This is a genomic window from Rheinheimera nanhaiensis E407-8 (assembly GCF_000296695.1).
Classification (GTDB): domain Bacteria; phylum Pseudomonadota; class Gammaproteobacteria; order Enterobacterales; family Alteromonadaceae; genus Alishewanella; species Alishewanella nanhaiensis.
This window is the reverse complement of record NZ_BAFK01000004.1, coordinates 48,011-65,063: the sequence shown is the minus strand read 5'-3', so window position 1 is coordinate 65,063 and position 17,053 is coordinate 48,011. Positions and strand designations below refer to the sequence as shown.

At 51.4% G+C, this 17,053-nt stretch carries 12 protein-coding genes; 4 read left to right on the top strand and 8 right to left on the bottom strand.

Features of this window, described 5'->3' with window-relative positions:
• Window positions 1–140 precede the first annotated feature (140 nt).
• Window positions 141–557 (top strand): SirB2 family protein, encoded by a 417-nt coding sequence (locus tag RNAN_RS04445; protein WP_008219205.1) that lies wholly within the window; start codon window positions 141–143, stop codon window positions 555–557.
• A 79-nt stretch (window positions 558–636) separates the two neighbouring features.
• Here RNAN_RS04445 and nrdD read toward each other — a convergent pair whose 3' ends face one another.
• The 7 genes from nrdD to RNAN_RS04410 all read right to left on the bottom strand — a co-directional run bounded on the left by nrdD (window position 637) and on the right by RNAN_RS04410 (window position 11,021).
• Window positions 637–2,439 carry an anaerobic ribonucleoside-triphosphate reductase gene (gene nrdD / locus RNAN_RS04440; protein ID WP_008219203.1) on the bottom strand — a complete coding sequence of 601 codons (1,803 nt, stop codon included), beginning with the start codon at window positions 2,437–2,439 and terminating at the stop codon, window positions 637–639.
• Window positions 2,440–2,452: 13 nt separating this feature from the next.
• Complete coding sequence (gene nrdG, locus RNAN_RS04435; RefSeq protein WP_008219201.1) at window positions 2,453–2,905, bottom strand: anaerobic ribonucleoside-triphosphate reductase activating protein; 453 nt, start codon at window positions 2,903–2,905, stop codon at window positions 2,453–2,455.
• Between the two features lie 326 nt (window positions 2,906–3,231).
• Complete coding sequence (locus tag RNAN_RS04430) at window positions 3,232–3,999, bottom strand: peptidylprolyl isomerase (RefSeq protein ID WP_008219198.1); 768 nt, start codon at window positions 3,997–3,999, stop codon at window positions 3,232–3,234.
• Between the two features lie 291 nt (window positions 4,000–4,290).
• Window positions 4,291–4,980 (bottom strand): respiratory nitrate reductase subunit gamma, encoded by a 690-nt coding sequence (narI, locus tag RNAN_RS04425; RefSeq protein ID WP_008219196.1) that lies wholly within the window; start codon window positions 4,978–4,980, stop codon window positions 4,291–4,293.
• 12 nt (window positions 4,981–4,992) lie between these two features.
• The gene (gene narJ / locus RNAN_RS04420; RefSeq protein ID WP_008219194.1) at window positions 4,993–5,748 is read right to left on the bottom strand and encodes a nitrate reductase molybdenum cofactor assembly chaperone; all 756 of its coding nucleotides are present in this window, start codon (window positions 5,746–5,748) and stop codon (window positions 4,993–4,995) included.
• Between the two features lie 4 nt (window positions 5,749–5,752).
• Complete coding sequence (gene narH / locus RNAN_RS04415; RefSeq protein ID WP_008219191.1) at window positions 5,753–7,288, bottom strand: nitrate reductase subunit beta; 1,536 nt, start codon at window positions 7,286–7,288, stop codon at window positions 5,753–5,755.
• 16 nt (window positions 7,289–7,304) lie between these two features.
• A complete protein-coding gene (locus tag RNAN_RS04410) occupies window positions 7,305–11,021 on the bottom strand; it encodes a nitrate reductase subunit alpha (protein WP_008219189.1) in 3,717 nt (1,238 codons plus the stop codon).
• A gap of 333 nt (window positions 11,022–11,354) precedes the next feature.
• Between RNAN_RS04410 and RNAN_RS04405 the strand changes: the two genes are divergently transcribed.
• Window positions 11,355–13,139 (top strand): ATP-binding protein, encoded by a 1,785-nt coding sequence (locus tag RNAN_RS04405; protein WP_008219187.1) that lies wholly within the window; start codon window positions 11,355–11,357, stop codon window positions 13,137–13,139.
• 59 nt (window positions 13,140–13,198) lie between these two features.
• Here RNAN_RS04405 and RNAN_RS04400 read toward each other — a convergent pair whose 3' ends face one another.
• A complete protein-coding gene (locus RNAN_RS04400; RefSeq protein ID WP_008219185.1) occupies window positions 13,199–14,815 on the bottom strand; it encodes an MFS transporter in 1,617 nt (538 codons plus the stop codon).
• A 320-nt stretch (window positions 14,816–15,135) separates the two neighbouring features.
• On the opposite strand from RNAN_RS04400, the gene narL reads away from it, so the two are divergent.
• Both narL and moeA read left to right on the top strand, forming a co-directional pair.
• Window positions 15,136–15,789 (top strand): two-component system response regulator NarL, encoded by a 654-nt coding sequence (gene narL, locus RNAN_RS04395; RefSeq protein ID WP_008219182.1) that lies wholly within the window; start codon window positions 15,136–15,138, stop codon window positions 15,787–15,789.
• 14 nt (window positions 15,790–15,803) lie between these two features.
• Window positions 15,804–17,051: a molybdopterin molybdotransferase MoeA gene (gene moeA, locus RNAN_RS04390; protein WP_008219180.1), complete on the top strand. Its 1,248-nt coding sequence runs from the start codon at window positions 15,804–15,806 to the stop codon at window positions 17,049–17,051.
• Window positions 17,052–17,053 lie beyond the last annotated feature (2 nt).

Genomic DNA, 17,053 nt, shown 5'->3' with positions numbered 1-17,053 from the left:
ATTTACTTAAAGGTTGGGTGGTTTTAACTTGCGCTGGACTGGGTGTAATTTACCGTCAGGGTAGAAAGTACCCGGATCAGTTGATGCTAACAGTTTTTTCTACCTCTTCAGCGATATAGGCATGGCGGGGAAGTTGTTTTATGGTGGCGCGCAAAGATGACGATGAGAGCTGCCAAATGGAATACTATTTACCGTTAAAACAATTACATATGTTTTGTGCTTATTTGAGTGCCGGCTTGTTTATGCTGCGGTTATTGTTGGATATGGCCGGTAAACCCGGTTGGCGCTTAAGCCCGGTGCGATATTTGCCGCATATTAACGACACCTTGTTGCTTACGCTGGCATTCACATTATTGGCTATCGGGCCTTGGCAGCCCTTTGTGCACCAATGGCTGGGGTTTAAAATTCTATTGTTGCTGGGTTATATTGTGTTTGGTATTGGCGCCTTAAAACAGCGCCTAAGCCTGCCGGTGCGTGCGGTGTGTGCTGTTATCGCGCTGGCGCATTTGGCGGGTATTTTTTACCTGGCCCGGTTTAAACCGTTGTTGTTTGTTTGATGTCTGCCTCGGGTTTGTAGGGGCGCCCATTCTCATAGTTACAGGCGCCCCGGTTTTTGCGCTGCGGATTTAATCCGCTTTAAGCGCGGCGTTGTTGCTGGGGGGTTTGCTCGCGCTGATAATGCCGCAGGCTATGCTCCCGGCGACGGCCACTGCTAAAAGCAGATACCCGTTTTAAATAACCAATAACCCGGGTACCGTAATCAATATCTTTACTGCCGCATTTAGCACAGGCGCACAGCGTGCGTTTGTCGATGGCTTCACACTGGTTGCAGATAGTAATTTTCACGTTTACACAAAAGTAGTTACAGCCGGTTTGGGCGGCGATATGCAGCAGGTTAACGTAGCCCGGCTGGTCGAGTTTTTCCTCCAGATTTAAATGCAGCGCCGAGCCGCCATCGAGATAATCCAGCAGTTGCCGTCCATGCAGCTGGAATTTGTCCAGCGTATTACTGTGCTCATCTTCTACCACATAAAAATACGAGTTATAGCAGTCGCGCGCTACTATATAGCCATCTTCGCGATCCCACTTGGCGTTTTTTACCCCCAGGTTTTCCGCCGGTACAAACTCGGTGTTAAACATATAGCCATATTCGGCTTTGGCCGCTTTATTGGCGTCGAAGATCACTTTGAGCTGCTGTTGCACAAAACGGATATAGGCCGGGTTATTGCCGGCGGTTAACCCCTGCGATTCTGCCGCTTCTACCATGCCATTAATGCCAATGGTTAAAAATTGCTTGTCCAGGCTGATAAAGCCCGCGTCGTATACCGTGAGCAGGCCGGCCGCTTTGTACTGCTCCATCAATTTGCGGTAGGCCACCTGATATTTATGGATTTTCGCCACTTCCACAGCCAGGTCGCGGCCATCCTGCACTAAACGGTTCATATTAATGGTAATCACATTAATAGAGCCGGTGGCGACACCGCCTGCACCTAAGGAGTAAGAAAACGTATTGTCGCTGATTTCACTGCGCAGCCGACAGCAGCTGGCTAACGAGTCGGCATTTTCAGACTGGTAAATAAAGAATGAATTCCCTGCTGCCATCTCAGCCGCAATGTCATTGGCAAAGGCGGCATCTTTGCATTTGCCGTTTTCGGTTAACATGGCAACGGTAACCACCGGGAAGGTCAGCACGGTTTTATCCCGCTCTTTATTAAACCAGCTTAAGAAAAACTGCTGCAGCGCTGACACCGATTGCCACTCTGGCTTAACAAAGTCCGGAAACACGAAGTTACCAAACATGCTGTCGAAGTAGTGTTGGTCGTACACTGAAATATTCCAGAATACGCTTTGGTAGCCCCGTGCTGCCGCTGGCTGGTTTAGCGCATACACTACATGCTGCAGGTGGTTTTCGATTTGTTTGCGATGCGTTTGCAGGTAGTTATCGCCATAGTCTTTGCGGGCAAAGTAATCAAAGTAGGTTAAAAACTCCACTGTGGCCACGGCGCCGGCAAACTGGCTGGACACGGCAAACACGAAGTTAACAAAACAGCCACAGAAGGATTCTAAATGCTTCGGCGCTTGTGACTCGCCGCCCAGTTTGGTTAAGCCATCGCGTAAAAACGGATACATAGTTACCGACACACAATATGGCTTTAAGCTGGTTTCATCGTGTACATAAATTTCGTGATCGCTAATTTGCCGCAGGTATTCCGCTGCCAGTTCAGCACCAAATAACTCACTGATTTTATTGCTAACTAACGCCCTATTTACCTGAATAAACTGATCTTTCATTAGCTCGGCTTCCAGCGTGGCAATGTTTTTTTGTGTCACGTTAGCATTGGCATCTAACTTTGAGCCATCGGCGGCATTCGTGGCCTGCAGATAGTTGTCGATAAAGCTGAGTTTTTGTTGTAGTTGGTGAAAATTGAGCGCTTGCATGGCAGATCCCTTTTTATGGTTTTACAAATAAATGGTTCAGGCGTGTATTACTGCGTAAATCGGTAAAAATCTGGTTAGTGTGCGGGCTATCCAGGCCGCCGCGTTCAGACAGCCAGCGGCCGGTTTTAAGGTAGGTTAGCTGCTGTTTCAGCTCACTGCTGACATCGTCCAAGCCGGTATATAAACAGGTGTTAAGCCCGGCATAGCGGCTTAACTTAAGCAGTGATATCAAGGCTTCAGGCTGCCACTCACCGCCTAAAAACAACACGCAGCTGATCAGGTTTTTATAGCTGTCTAAGCGATGTTGCAGGTAAACCGGTGTCAGTGCTGTACCCTGGTTAGCCTGCCAGCTATAGCTGCTATGGCAGCCTTTGCAGCCCAGCGTACAGCCAGCAATGGTAAAGGCCAGTGACACCTCATTTGGCACCTCCTGAAAGGCGATTTGTTCATCGGTGAATCTAAGCATTTAACCCTCTATATAGTGTTTATTTTATTTTGATGCACTAGATATTGTGTTTTAGCTTAGCGTTAGCTGTCGGCAAAAGTTTGATCTGGATCATGTTTTAACGGACCTGAAATTGCCATAGTCGCGCCAGAGCGCATCAAAGCTGAGCTTGTTACCCCATCGGGGGTAAGTTGCTTTGGCAAAAAACCAGTATGGACAATGAAAAAACCGCCCACTGAAACCCAGGGGCGGTGCAGAGGAGCCAAAACAACATTGGCCAACGTGGAGCTATGAGAGAATTCGACTTAGTGGCGCTGCAGTGTGACAACAGGGCGCAAACCTGCGCTCTACTGCATCAGCGGTGAGGCTGAAAGGTTAAAGTCGTAGCCCTCTATTTCAGCGTCAACAATTAGCGTATGAATATACTGTGCTACCGCTTTACGGCGGACTTTTTCATTTAAATAGTCGGCAATTTTTTGCTCGACGGCGCTAAAGGGCAGTAACTGGCCAGGCACTTTGCGCGCAATATACACTATGTGATAACCATAACGGCTTTCTACTGGCTGTGGCATTAGCCCCGGTTCGGTATTAAATATTTGCCGCTCAAACTCCGGAACGGTTTGGCCGCGGCTGATTTGGCCTAAACTGCCGCCGGTTTCTTTTGACGGACAAGCCGAGTAGTGCTGTGCCAGTTGTGCCAGCGGTTCGCCTTGTTGTAGCTTAGTGATTAACTGCTCGGCCAGGGTTTTGGCTTCTACCCGGGCTTTGTCATCTTCTGGTGCTGCCGCCAGCAGTATATGGCTGACTTCCAGCAGCGGCGAGCTATGAAAGCGCTGCGGGTTTAAGCGGTAATATTGCTCGCACTCTTCCTGGCTGGCAGTGGGAATGGCCACCTCGGTGTTAATCAGTGCATCAAGAAAATTATCATCGCTGGCGGTATTGGCCTCGCTTTTTACGCTAAGGCCCAGCGCTTTGGCGCGCTGGCGCAGCAGCTCGCCAATAATCAGTGATTCGGCGGCTTTTAGCATAGCCGCGCGTTTATCGCTGGCCGGGTGGTACTGCATTTCGGCCATTATCGCCGCTTCGCTGATACTGGCTTGGTTGACTTGTATCATATTAAACCTCTGTAATCGGTACCGTTTAGCATATCGCCAGACTGCTTTCAGCCGGTATTGCACACAAAGACGCCGTAAATCCCTCCCTGGAGGCTCCTCTTTGGCATCCATGCCAAAGACGCTTTGTTTAGCAATATCGGCTCGCAGTCTGGCTGGTCAATCGATCCATTCTGGCCCAGGTTGGAACCTCGTTAGCGCAGCCACAGAGTGTCTGAGCGCAGCGAGTTGCTGTGGCGAGCACAGCGAGTGTTGCAACCGTCAGGGCCTTAAACCGTCCGTTATTCACGTCGTCTAGCGCACAAAACGTTGGCGTACTATCTGGTGCTGACGGCGTACGTACTGCACCGGCACACTTAGCATGTGCACTAAGCGGCTAAACGGGAACACTACAAACAGCGTCATACCCAAAAACACGTGCAGTTTAAAAATCCAGTGCACGCCGCTAATGGCTTCTGCTGCGGCCACGCTGTTAAAGGTGACGGTGTTTTGCGCCCAGGCCATTAGTTTTAGCATCTCGGCGCCATCTAAATGGCCCATTGATACGGTAATACTCAGTAAGCCCAGAATTAACTGCGCATAAAGTAAAAACAAAATGGCAATGTCCATCGGGTTGCTGGTAGCGCGAATACGCGGGTTAAACAGCCGGCGTTTAATCAGCACGGTAAGGCCGTAAAAGCAGATCAAACCAAAGATGCCACCGGCGACGATAGCGATTATTTGCTTCATCTGGGTGGTAATGCCAAACAGATACCAGATTTCTTTTGGCATCAGTAAGCCAAAGAAATGGCCTAAAAAGATGCCCAAAATACCAATGTGAAAAGCGATACTGCCTTTGCGCAGTTGTTTGCTTTCCAGCAGCTGGCTGGAGCTGGTTTTCCAGGTATATTGCTCTCTGTCGTAGCGGATCCAACTGCCAATTACCATAATGGCGATGGCAATGTAGGGGTAAATGCCAAAGGCAAACAGATTTAAGTGTGCCATGTTAATGCTCCTTTAAGCGCGCTTAGCCGCGGCTGCTTTATAAAGTTGTTGCCCAGCTTCTTCACTACCGAGCAGCTCAGTGCTTAGCGGAATAAACTGATCACGGCGCTGGCCATCTGCCGGTTTATTGCCGCTGCCGCAGGCTGAATTGGCTTGCTCGTTACCGATAAAGCTGACCATTTCTTCTTCCCATACCTTGTCCAATGCCTTGGGCGTATCGTCGCGCTGCTCGCCGGCCAGCTGCTGCTTGATGTCGGCTAAATCGACGTCAGCTTCAGACAGCGCCAGCAGGGTAGCCAAAATACTGGCGTAGTCAGAGTCGCGCTGCTGCAGGCGGCACAGCAGTACCGCCAACACCGGCGCAATTTCTTCCAAGCCAATTTGCGCGTTTTGCTCGCCTTGGGTGGATAAAAACTCCAGGTAAAGCGGCAGATAATCCGGCAGCTCTTTTACGCCGATATCCAGCCCGGCTTCGCGGTATTGTGCCATCAGGTTAACCATCGCCTGGCCGCGGTCACGCGATTCGCCATGAATATGCTCAAAAATCAGCAAAGATAATGAGCGGCCGCGTTCAAACAGGCCGTCGTACTCTGATTGCCAGTCCATCAGCTCGCCACTGCAGCGCGCTGTAATAAAGGCATTTAACTGCTGCTTAAGCTCTGCCGCGATAGCAGCATCGGCCACTATCGTCAGCAAGTCAGCCTTAGCGTCTAGCAGCGGCTGCTTCGGGTAATCCAGCAGCAGAGATAACAATTGTAAGATTTGCATGGCTTTAGTCCTTAATCTCAACCGGGATAACCTGACGTACGCCTTTGGCTTTAGTGCCAAACAGGTTTACGCCGTTATTGCCATCGCCACAGCCATTGCCAAAACTAAAACCACAGCTTGATTTTAAGTCGTAGGCATTTTCGGCATAGGCACGGTGGCTGGTTGGAATTACAAAGCGGTCTTCATAGTTCGCCAGCGCCATATAGCGGTACATTTCTTCTACCTGCACCGGTGTTAAGCCCACTTGCTTTAACACCTCGGCATCTTCGACACCGTCTACCTGCTGCGCGCGTTTAAAGGCGCGCATGGCAATCATCCGCTCCAGTGCGCGTACTACCGGCGCTTCATCACCGGCGGTGAGCATATTGGCCAGATAACGCAGCGGAATGCGCAGCGATTTCAGATCCGGAATTTCGCCGTTCATGCCAACATGGCCGGCCTGCACCGCGCTTTGAATAGGTGACAGTGGTGGTACGTACCATACCATCGGCAGGGTGCGGTACTCAGGGTGCAGTGGCAGCGCCACTTTCCACTCCATCGCCATCATATACACCGGTGAGCGCTGGGCCGCTTTAATCCAGTTGTCGCTGATACCTTCGGCGCGGGCCGCGGCAATAACCACCGGATCGTTCGGATCAAGGAAGATATCCAGCTGCGCCTGATACAGGTCTTTCTCGTTCGGTGTATTGGCCGCGACTTCAATTTTATCGGCATCGTATAGCAGTACGCCTAAGTAGCGGATACGGCCAACACAGGTTTCTGAACAGACTGTCGGCTGGCCGGCTTCAATGCGCGGGAAGCAGAAGGTACATTTTTCTGATTTACCGGTTTTCCAGTTGTAATAGATTTTTTTGTACGGGCAGGCCGATACACACATGCGCCAGCCGCGGCATTTGTCCTGATCAATCAGCACTATGCCATCTTCCTCGCGCTTATAAATGGCACCGCTGGGGCAGGCTGCCACGCAGGCCGGGTTTAAGCAGTGCTCACATAAACGTGGCAGGTACATCATAAAAGTCTTTTCAAACTGACCGTAGATGTCCTTTTGTACCACTTCGTTAAAGTTCTGGTCGACTTTGCGTTTGGCAAATTCGGTACCGAGAATTTCTTCCCAGTTCGGGCCCCATTCGATTTTCTCCATGCGCTGGCCGCTAATAAGCGAACGCGGCCGTGCCACCGGCTGGTGTTTGGTGTCGCCAACATTGTGTAAATGCTGGTAATCAAAATCGAATGGCTCATAGTAGTCGTCAATTTCCGGCAAGTCCGGGTTGGCGAAAATATTCGCCAGAATGCGGCGCTTACCACCGATTTTCAGCTCCAGCTTGCCGCTTTTGTTGCGTACCCAGCCGCCGTTCCATTTTTGCTGGTTTTCCCACTCTTTTGGAAAACCAATACCGGGCTTGGTTTCTACGTTGTTAAACCAGGCGTACTCGACGCCTTCGCGCGAGGTCCAGACATTTTTACAAGTGATGGAGCAAGTGTGGCAACCTATGCACTTGTCTAAATTCAGCACCATGCCAATTTGGGCTCTTACTTTCATGTTACTTACTCCAACCTTATTTAGTATCCAGCCAGTCGACTTTGCTCATCTTACGCACCACAACAAACTCATCGCGGTTACAGCCGACAGTGCCGTAATAGTTAAAGCCGTAGGCCTGCTGCGCATAGCCACCAATCATGTGGGTCGGCTTCATTACGGCGCGGGTAACCGAGTTATGAATACCACCACGGGTGCCGGTAAGCTCGCTGCCCGGTACGTTTACAATGCGCTCCTGAGCGTGGTACATCATGCTCATACCTTCCGGCACCCGCTGCGATACCACAGCACGGGCGGCGATGGCGCCGTTAACGTTGAAGATTTCAATCCAGTCGTTATCTTCAATACCGGCTGCGGCAGCGTCGGTTTCACTTAACCAGACGATAGGGCCGCCGCGCGACAGCGTTAGCATTAACAGGTTGTCGGAGTAAGTACTGTGGATACCCCATTTCTGGTGCGGCGTGATCCAGTTCAGTACCACTTCTTTGTTGCCGTTCGGTTTTTTGTTCAGCACCGGCTGCACGGTTTTTAAGTTAATTGGCGGTTTGTAGCTACACAGCTGCTCACCAAAATCGCGCATCCACTCGTGATCCTGATAAAACTGCTGGCGGCCGGTAATGGTGCGCCATGGGATCAGCTCGTGTACGTTGGTGTAACCGGCGTTGTAGGATACATGCTCATCTTCCAGGCCTGACCAGGTTGGCGAGCTGATGATCTTACGCGGCTGGGCGACGATATCGTTAAAGCGGATTTTCTCCTCTTCTTTGGGCAGCGCTAAATGGGTGTGGTCACGGCCGGTAATTTTGCCCAGCGCTTCCCAGGCTTTAACCGCGACATGGCCATTGGTTTCTGGCGCTAAGGATAAAATCATCTCGCAGGCGTCGATGGCGCTGTCAATTTTCGCCATACCTTTGTTAGCACCTTCGTCGGTGTGTACCCGGTTTAGCTGTTTGAGGAATTTCACTTCCTCTTTGGTATCCCAGCTGATGCCTTTGCCACCGTTACCGATTTTCTCCAATAAGGGGCCAATTGAGGTAAAGCGGGCATAGGTATTAGGGTAGTCACGCTCGACAATATTAATGTGCGGCATGGTCACGCCCGGTATCGCATCACATTCGCCTTTCCACCAGGCTTTCACGCCATAAGGCTGGGCTAATTCTCCCGGTGTGTCGTGGTGCATTGGCGTGGTGACCACATCGGTTTCAACGCCTAAGTGGCCAACGGCGGCTTTAGAGAATGCTTTGGCAATGCCTTTAAAGATTTCCCAGTCGCTGCGCGCTTCCCACACCGGGTCAATGGCGGCCGTTAACGGGTGAATAAACGGATGCATATCCGAGGTATTCATATCGTCTTTTTCATACCAGGTGGCGGTAGGCAGCACGATGTCGGAGTACAGACAGGTGGTGGACATACGGAAATCCAGCGTCACCCATAAGTCGACCTTGCCTTCAGCGCCGTTGTCAGTCCACTCGATATCCTGCGGCTTTTTACCACCGAACTCGCCTAAGTCTTTGCCCAGCAAGCCATGTTTGGTGCCTAAAAAGTGCTTCAGCATGTATTCGTGGCCTTTACCGCTGGAACCCAGCAGGTTAGAGCGCCAGATAAACATATTGCGCGGGAAGTTTTGCGGGCTGTCGGGCTGCTCGCAGGCAAACTTAATGTCGCGATCTTTTAGCTGCTGTACCACATAGTCTTTTAGCTCAACCCCGGCAGCTTTGGCTTTCGCCGCCAGGCCCAGCGGGTTAACGCCCAGTTGCGGCGCTGACGGTAACCAGCCCATGCGCTCGGCACGGCTGTTAAAGTCGATAATGCTGCCGCTCCACTTTTCTTTGTTCGCCAGTGGGGATACCACTTCGGTCATATCCAGCTTTTCATAACGCCACTGGCTGGAATGGTTATAGAAGAACGAGGTACCGTTCATATGACGCGGTGGCCGCTGCCAGTCCAGCGCAAACGCCAGTGGCGTCCAGCCGGTTTGTGGCCGCAGTTTTTCCTGGCCGACATAGTGTGCCCAGCCGCCGCCGCTTTGGCCGATACAGCCACACATCATCAGCATGTTAATTAAACCGCGGTAGTTCATGTCCATGTGGTACCAGTGGTTTAACGCCGCACCGACGATAACCATTGAACGGCCACGGGTTTTATCAGCGTTACGGGCAAATTCGCGTGCTACCCTAATCACATCGTCCGGGTTAACGCCGGTAATGCTCTGCTGCCAACCCGGGGTATAAGGCACGTTATCCAGATAAGATTTAGCCCGGCTGTCATCACCAATGCCATTATCCACGCCATAGTGCGCCAGCATTAGGTCAAATACGGTGGCTACCAAGGCGGTGCTGCCATCGGCCAGCTCGACTCTTTTAGCCGGGATTTTACGAAGTTGCACTTCGTCATGCGCGGTGTGCTGGAAGTATTTGTACTCGTGCGGTGCGCCGCCAAAATACGGGAAGGCTACCTCGACCAGCTCGTCGCGGTTATCTTTTAGCGATAACTGTAAGTCGATGTCGCCGTCTTTATCTTTTTGCTCCAGGTTCCATTTACCGGCCTGGCCCCAGCGATAACCAATGGCACCATTCGGGCTGGTTAAGCGGCCATCTTTATTAATGGCAATGGTTTTCCAGTCCGGGTTATTGTCTTCGCCCAGGTTGTTCACCAAGTCGGCGGCGCGTAAAAAGCGGCCCTGCGTCAGATGCTTGTCACCTTGCTCCAGCATCACCAGCATCGGCATATCAGTGGTGCGTTTTACATAGTCGGTAAAATACGCACTTGGGTTATCCACATGGAATTCTTTTAAAATGACATGGCCAAATGCCATCGCCAGCGCGGCATCAGTACCCTGACGCGGGGCTAACCAGGTATCACCAAATTTAGACGCTTCTGAATAATCTGAAGTAATAACGCAGGTTTTGGTGCCTTTATAACGTACTTCGGTTAAGAAGTGTGCATCGGGCGTACGGGTTTGCGGCACGTTAGAGCCCCAAACAATAATGTAATTTGAGTTATACCAGTCGGCTGATTCCGGCACGTCGGTTTGCTCACCCCATACCTGCGGTGACGCCGGCGGTAAGTCGCAGTACCAGTCGTAGAAGCTTAAACAGTTACCGCCAATTAACGACAAATAGCGCGCACCGGCGGCGTAAGACACCATCGACATCGCCGGAATAGGCGAGAAGCCGGTTACCCGGTCCGGGCCATAGGTTTTAGTGGTGTACACGTTAGAGGCGGCAATCAGCTCGTTCACTTCATCCCAGCTGGCGCGGACAAAACCGCCCAAGCCACGGCGCTCTTTATAGCTTTTGGCTTTTTCCGGGTTAGTGACAATAGACTCCCAGGCTTTTACCGGATCTTTATGCGCGGCTTTAGCTTCGCGCCACAGTTTCATCAGTTGCTGGCGTACCTTGGGGTACTTTAAGCGGTTGGCGCTGTAGATATACCAGGAATAGCTGGCGCCACGCGGGCAGCCGCGCGGTTCATGGTTCGGTAAATCTGGCCGGGTACGTGGGTAGTCGGTTTGCTGGGTTTCCCAGGTTACCAGACCGTCTTTAACATAAATTTTCCAGCTGCACGAGCCGGTGCAGTTTACGCCATGGGTAGAGCGCACAATTTTATCGTGCTGCCAGCGCTGGCGGTAACCTTGCTCCCAGGTTCTGTCCTCGTTAGTGGTAACACCGTGGCCGTCGGCGAACGGGGCTTTGCGGGTTTTAAAAAACCGCAGTTTGTCGAGTAGGTGACTCATGGTTTACTCCTGGTCTTGTCCTGCATGAACAGACATATTGCTTTTCTGGTATGCACACTATAGAAACAACAGGCGGATGATGCTTGATTTAGATCATGCTAGCCAGAGCGCTAAATAGCTGATAAAAAACGAAAATACCCACAAAGTGGTAGTGTGGGTAGGCGCGCGATCGCCGACAATAGGCCACCTTCTACCCCTGGTAGGCAAAGCCTGGTTAGTGTGGCTACCCCGCTGGAAAAATGGGGGTAGCTCAATTGTGCCGCGCTGTTTTCGTTAGTGCTGCAGGGCTGAGGTTTAGCGGTTATGCTTAAGCAGTAAATTAGCGGAGTGGTTATGCGACAGTTTTCTATTGTGACAAGAATTAATATCGCCCTGGCCTGTATTGTTACGCTGGCTGTCGGCACTATGCTGGCGTCGTATTGGTTATCGGATAAAACTGACAGTGACGCCCATGCGGTGAATGTCGCCGGATCCTTAAGGATGCAAAGCTACCGTATGGCCTGGTTAACGCAGCAGCAGGACGAACAAAAGTTGCAGCAGGCCAAAGTGCAGTTTAACCAGAGCTGGCAGCATCCGGTATTTACCCGTTTTATGCACAATGTGCGTATCGTGGCACAGTTCGAAGCCGCAAAGCAGCACTGGCAGCAGCTGGAACCGCAGCTGGCACAGTTGTCTGGCCAGCCAGCGCAGATAGAGCAGGCGCTGGCAGAGCAAATTCAGTTGCTGGAGCAACTGGTGTCTTATATTCAGCAGGATGCCGAGCAAAAGGTACGCAGTTTTCGCACCCTGCAACTGGTGGCGCTGTTGGCGACGGTATTGCTGTCGGCGATAGTGATCTACTGGTTAAAAGTGATGGTGCAACAGCCGCTGGAAGCACTGACACAAGGCGCAAAGCGGGTCGCGATGGGTGATTTTACCCATCGCCTCAGTGTCGAGAATAACGACGAGCTGGGCACCCTGGCGCACAGCTTTAATAAAATGAATGACTCTATTGCCTATATGTACGGCAACTTAGAGCAGCGGGTAGAGCAGCAAACCGAAGCACTGCAGCATAGCAATACCACCTTACGCTTTTTGTATAACACGGCACAGCGCATTAGCGAACATGTGCCGGAGTATGTCGATTTTAACCAGATCATCACTGAACTTAAGCCGGTGGTGAAGCTTGATGAGCTGGAACTATGTCTGTTTACCGAAGAGGGTGATAAACCCTATATGCAGCTGGTGCCGGGGGGCTCAGGTATTGCCCCTTGTGTCGAGCAAAATTGTGGCGACTGTTTAAGCCAAAGCGAGAATATTGGCTGCAGCACACAGCAGTATAACTACTTGCTGCAGCGCGAGCGCAAAAAGTACGGCGTACTGGTGGCACGGCTGCCAGAAGGCCAACAACTGGCGCGCTGGCAGCAACAATTGCTGGCTTCGGTCGCCGATCAACTGGCGCTGGCACTGAGCTTAAAATCAGAAGAGCAGCAGGTACGCCGGCTGGCACTGATGCAGGAGCGCACGGTCATCGCCCGTGAGCTGCACGATTCCTTAGCCCAGGCGTTATCCTATTTAAAAATTCAGGTAACCCGGCTAAATAAAGCCACCCAGAAAGACGATAAAGCCACTATTGCCGATGTATCGGCCGAGCTAAAACAAGGCCTGGATGCGGCCTATCGTCAGCTACGTGAACTCCTGACTACCTTCAGGTTAAAAGTCGACGGAGCTGGCTTACTCAGTGCGCTGCAAACTACGGTAAAACAACTGACAGAGCAGTCTGACTTGCAGATCCAACTGGATTATCAGCTGACCAATGTGCCTTTGGCACCACACGAAGAAATCCACCTGCTGCAAATTATCCGCGAAGCCAGCCAGAATGCGGTGCACCACAGTCAGGGCAGCGAGCTGAAAATCAGCCTGCAACATAGCAGTGAAGGCATCAGCCTGGCGGTAGAAGATAACGGCGTAGGCATACCGCAAGCGGCGGAAAAACTCAACCATTATGGTCTGGCCATAATGCAGGAGCGCAGTAAACACTTGGGCGGTAGCATACAAATTAAAGCGCGTCAGGAGGGCGGCACCGGGGTGTATTTTAGCTTTGCGCCGGAGTATTTGTTACAGCAGCAAATGGCGTGATGACACGCCGTTGTAGTAGGGGCGTATATTTACGCCCCAGAAATTTACGCCGCAAGTAATTACGGATTATAAAACTCGCCGTTTTTACGCAGGTAAAAGAACCAGTTTATCAACAGGCACAGGCCATAGAAGATAGCAAAACCAACCATCGCGTATTCCGGTGTGGCAGCTTTTATTTGTTCACCCAGTACCTGGGGAATGTAAAAGGCACCATAAGCGGCGACGGCAGACGTCCAGCCCAGCACAGGGCCGGCTTGTTCCTTCGGGAATACCACGGCAATGGTGCGGAAGGTAGAGCCATTACCAATGCCACTGGCAGCAAATAAGCCTAAAAAGATCAGGAAAAATGGCACAAAGTACTGCTCTGGCGTCGCACTTTGATAGGCCAATTGCATGTAGTAGGCCGCGCCTAAGGCACACAACACCATCACCACTGAGCACAGTTGGGTAACGAAAGCGCCGCCGAGTTTATCAGCAATCCAGCCGCCGACCGGGCGAATTAGGGCACCAACGAAAGGTGCTATCCAGGCGTAAGTTAGAGCACTTGGGCCATTTGGATTTGGCGTGCTGTGCGTCATTACACCGTCCACCATAATATGGCTGTAACCAAAAATAACCTGAATTGACAGCGGAAAGGCGGCAGAAAAACCGATAAAGGAGCCGAACGTCATCACATACAATACGCTCATCACCCAGGTGTGTTTGTTATTAAAAATTTTGTACTGCCTATCCAGACTGGTGCGAATAGCGCCGGGCAGCAGTTTTAATAAAAACACTGTGGCAAATAATACCGCTATCAGCACTATCTCTTTTGGAATACCAAAACCAGAACCGTTGGCCGATTCAGGTAAAATCAGCCATAAGCCAGCGATAGAAGTAATAAAACCTATGCCTAACATCGCCAGAATTATGCTAAAAGCTTTAATGGCAGAGGGCAGTTTAGGCGTGACTTCTTCGGTGTGAATATTATTGGTGCCAAACCAGAGCAAAAATGCCAGCGGCACTAAGGTAATTAACCAGGCAAAACCGGCGTTTTGGATCCAGGTGTCAGTACCGGCCGCAATAGTGCCGGTAACAGTACCGCTGGCTTTGGCCAGCACCATAGGCTCACCACCGCCAAGCAGCGTAAAGACACCGTATGACATAAAAATCGGTACCAGTATTTGTACTGTGGTAACGCCAAAGTTGCCCAGGCCGGCATTTAACCCCAGCGCCAAGCCCTGCTGCTTTTTCGGGAAGAAAAAACTGATATTCGACATCGACGAGGCAAAGTTACCGCCGCCAATACCGGATAACAGCGCCATCAGCTGAAATACCCACAGCGGGGTGTCGATACTTTGCAGTGCCAGGCCGGTGCCCACCGCCGGTATCATTAATAAGCTGGTGGTGAGAAACAGCGTATAACGGCCGCCACACAGCCGGACAAAAAAGCTCGATGGTATACGTAAAGTAGCGCCGGTTAAGCCGGCAATGGCGGTAAGGGTAAACAACTCGGCGGTGCTAAACGGGTAGCCGACATTAAGCATTTGTACCGTAACAATACTCCATAGCATCCAGACACCAAAGCCGCACAGCAAGCTGGGAATTGAGATCCACAAGTTGCGGTTGGCAATGGCTTTGCCGGTGCTTTGCCAGAAGTTGTCGTCTTCTGGTTGCCATTGTTTAAGATCTGACATAGTTCACTCCTGTTAGGAACAGCAATTTAAGCTAGCCAAACTATGCAGGGCACAGTGCGTTGTCACAATGTATCTTCGGAGTTAGCCGGCAACAGCGCGGGGATAGTTAGGGGTACCTATAAAGTGGTAAGTGTTGAGTTTTTAGGTTTTAATGTTGAATCAAAACAAATGTTTATGCTTTAACCTTGGAGTTGACTGCACCCTGGTAGCCTGCAGGCCACGCTTAGCTGTTTTGATATTTAACTGATTTATATCAAAGTTAGCGCTGCCTTGTTATAAGCTAATAGCCATACAGCGATACATCAGATTTGGAGCAAGGCATGTCAGAGCAAAAATCCAGCATTATGCTGGTGGATGATCACCCGTTATTACGCAAAGGCTTAAAACAGCTATTGGCGCTGGAAGATGAGCTGGAAGTCATCGCCGAGGCCAGCAGTGGCATGGATGCGATACCGCTGGCTGTCGAGCTGGACCCGGATCTGATTATTCTGGATTTGAATATGCAGGGTATGGATGGCATAGCCACCTTAAAGCGGCTGCGCGATGAAGGGGTGACCTCGCGCATTGTAATGCTGACCGTATCGGATGCTGATGAAGATGTGGTGAATGCCATTAGCAATGGCGCTGATGGTTACCTGTTAAAAGACAGCGACCCGGAGCTATTGCTGGAGCATATTAAACGCGCGTTAACCGGTAAAATGGTGTTAAGCGAAGCGGTAACTCAGGTGCTGGCGACGGCACTGCGCCGTCCGGCGGTAAAAACGCCGGCCGAGCTTAACAGCCTGACCAACCGCGAATATGAAATTTTAAGTTTTATCGCCAAAGGCTTAAGCAATAAACTGATTGCCCGCGAGCTGAATATCTCTGACGGCACGGTTAAAGTGCATGTTAAACACCTGCTGAAAAAGCTTGGCCTGCGCTCAAGGGTAGAGGCGGCGGTGTGGATGGTCAATCAGCAAGGTAACAAGGTGTAAAGGAGCGCCGCCAGATGCAAGACAACCGCGTATCTAAACCCATGCTAAGCGCCGAACAGGCAGTACTACAGATGCTTAGCGAAGTCGCGCCGCTGACGCAGACTATTAGTGTACCGATATCTGCTGCACTGGATCGGGTGCTGGCGCAGCCGGTGGTCTCCGGCATTAATGTGCCAGGCTATGACAATGCTGCTATGGATGGTTATGCGCTAAGGGCGGCTGAGGTAGCCCCAGGTCAGCCGCTGACAGTGGCCGGTGTCGCACTGGCAGGCCATGCCTTTACCGACCGGGTACCGGCCGGCAGCTGTGTGCGTATTACCACCGGCGCGGTAATGCCGGCAGGGCTGGATAGCGTTGTGATGCAGGAGCAGGTTGAGCTTACGCAAACCGACTTACAGCAACAGCTAGTATGTCAGTTGGTACCGTCGCCGGGTGAACATGTACGCCGTGCTGGTGAAGACATCGCCAAAGGTGCTGCAGTGTTTGCCGCCGGCCACAAACTGCGCCCGGCCGACGTTGGTTTATTGGCATCAATCGGTATTGCAAACGTTAAGGTAAGGCGCCAGCTAAAGGTAGCAATATGCTCCAGCGGTGACGAGCTGGTACCACCAGGCCAAAGCCTGCCGGATGGCCATATTTATGATAGTAACCGTTATGTTATCGCGGCAATGTTATACCGCTTGGGCGTAGAAGTAATTGATTTGGGCTTGCTACCTGATGATCCCAAAGCGATAGAGCAGGTCTTTACGCAGGCGATGACACAGGCCGATGTGCTGATTACCAGTGCCGGCGTGTCGGTGGGCGAGGCTGATTACACCCGACAAATTCTGCACAAGCTGGGCCAGATTAACTTTTGGCAGGTGGCAATTAAGCCCGGCAAGCCGTTTGCCTTTGGCAAGCTGAATAGCTGCTGGTTTTTTGGCCTGCCTGGTAACCCGGTAGCGGCGGTGGTAACACTGGAGCAACTGGTGCAGCCGGTACTGCGTAAACTCAGTGGTGAAACTGTTACGGCTAACGTGAAGCTGTTAAGCGCTGAATGCGAGGTGCCGCTAAAAAAACAACCCGGCCGGATGGATTTTCAGCGCGGCTGGTATTGGCAGGGGGAAACCGGCCTGAAAGTGAAAACCCTGGGCAGCCAAAGCTCGGGTATGCTTAGCTCCATCGCCAACGCTAACTGCTATATCGTGTTAGAGCGCGACAGCAGCAGCCTGCCGGCCGGTGAAACGGTGTCGATACTGCCGTTTTCTAATTTACTGCGTTGACA

Excerpts from the sequence above, each read along its gene's own strand:
- RNAN_RS04405 (WP_008219187.1), top strand. The coding sequence starts at position 11,355 with ATGCGACAGTTTTCTATTGTGACAAGAATTAATATCGCCCTGGCCTGT.
- narL (WP_008219182.1), top strand. The coding sequence starts at position 15,136 with ATGTCAGAGCAAAAATCCAGCATTATGCTGGTGGATGATCACCCGTTA.
- RNAN_RS04410 (WP_008219189.1), bottom strand. The coding sequence starts at position 11,021 with ATGAGTCACCTACTCGACAAACTGCGGTTTTTTAAAACCCGCAAAGCC.
- RNAN_RS04400 (WP_008219185.1), bottom strand. The coding sequence starts at position 14,815 with ATGTCAGATCTTAAACAATGGCAACCAGAAGACGACAACTTCTGGCAA.
- moeA (WP_008219180.1), top strand. The coding sequence starts at position 15,804 with ATGCAAGACAACCGCGTATCTAAACCCATGCTAAGCGCCGAACAGGCA.
- narH (WP_008219191.1), bottom strand. The coding sequence starts at position 7,288 with ATGAAAGTAAGAGCCCAAATTGGCATGGTGCTGAATTTAGACAAGTGC.
- narI (WP_008219196.1), bottom strand. The coding sequence starts at position 4,980 with ATGGCACACTTAAATCTGTTTGCCTTTGGCATTTACCCCTACATTGCC.
- nrdD (WP_008219203.1), bottom strand. The coding sequence starts at position 2,439 with ATGCAAGCGCTCAATTTTCACCAACTACAACAAAAACTCAGCTTTATC.
- RNAN_RS04430 (WP_008219198.1), bottom strand. The coding sequence starts at position 3,999 with ATGATACAAGTCAACCAAGCCAGTATCAGCGAAGCGGCGATAATGGCC.
- narJ (WP_008219194.1), bottom strand. The coding sequence starts at position 5,748 with ATGCAAATCTTACAATTGTTATCTCTGCTGCTGGATTACCCGAAGCAG.
- RNAN_RS04445 (WP_008219205.1), top strand. The coding sequence starts at position 141 with ATGGTGGCGCGCAAAGATGACGATGAGAGCTGCCAAATGGAATACTAT.
- nrdG (WP_008219201.1), bottom strand. The coding sequence starts at position 2,905 with ATGCTTAGATTCACCGATGAACAAATCGCCTTTCAGGAGGTGCCAAAT.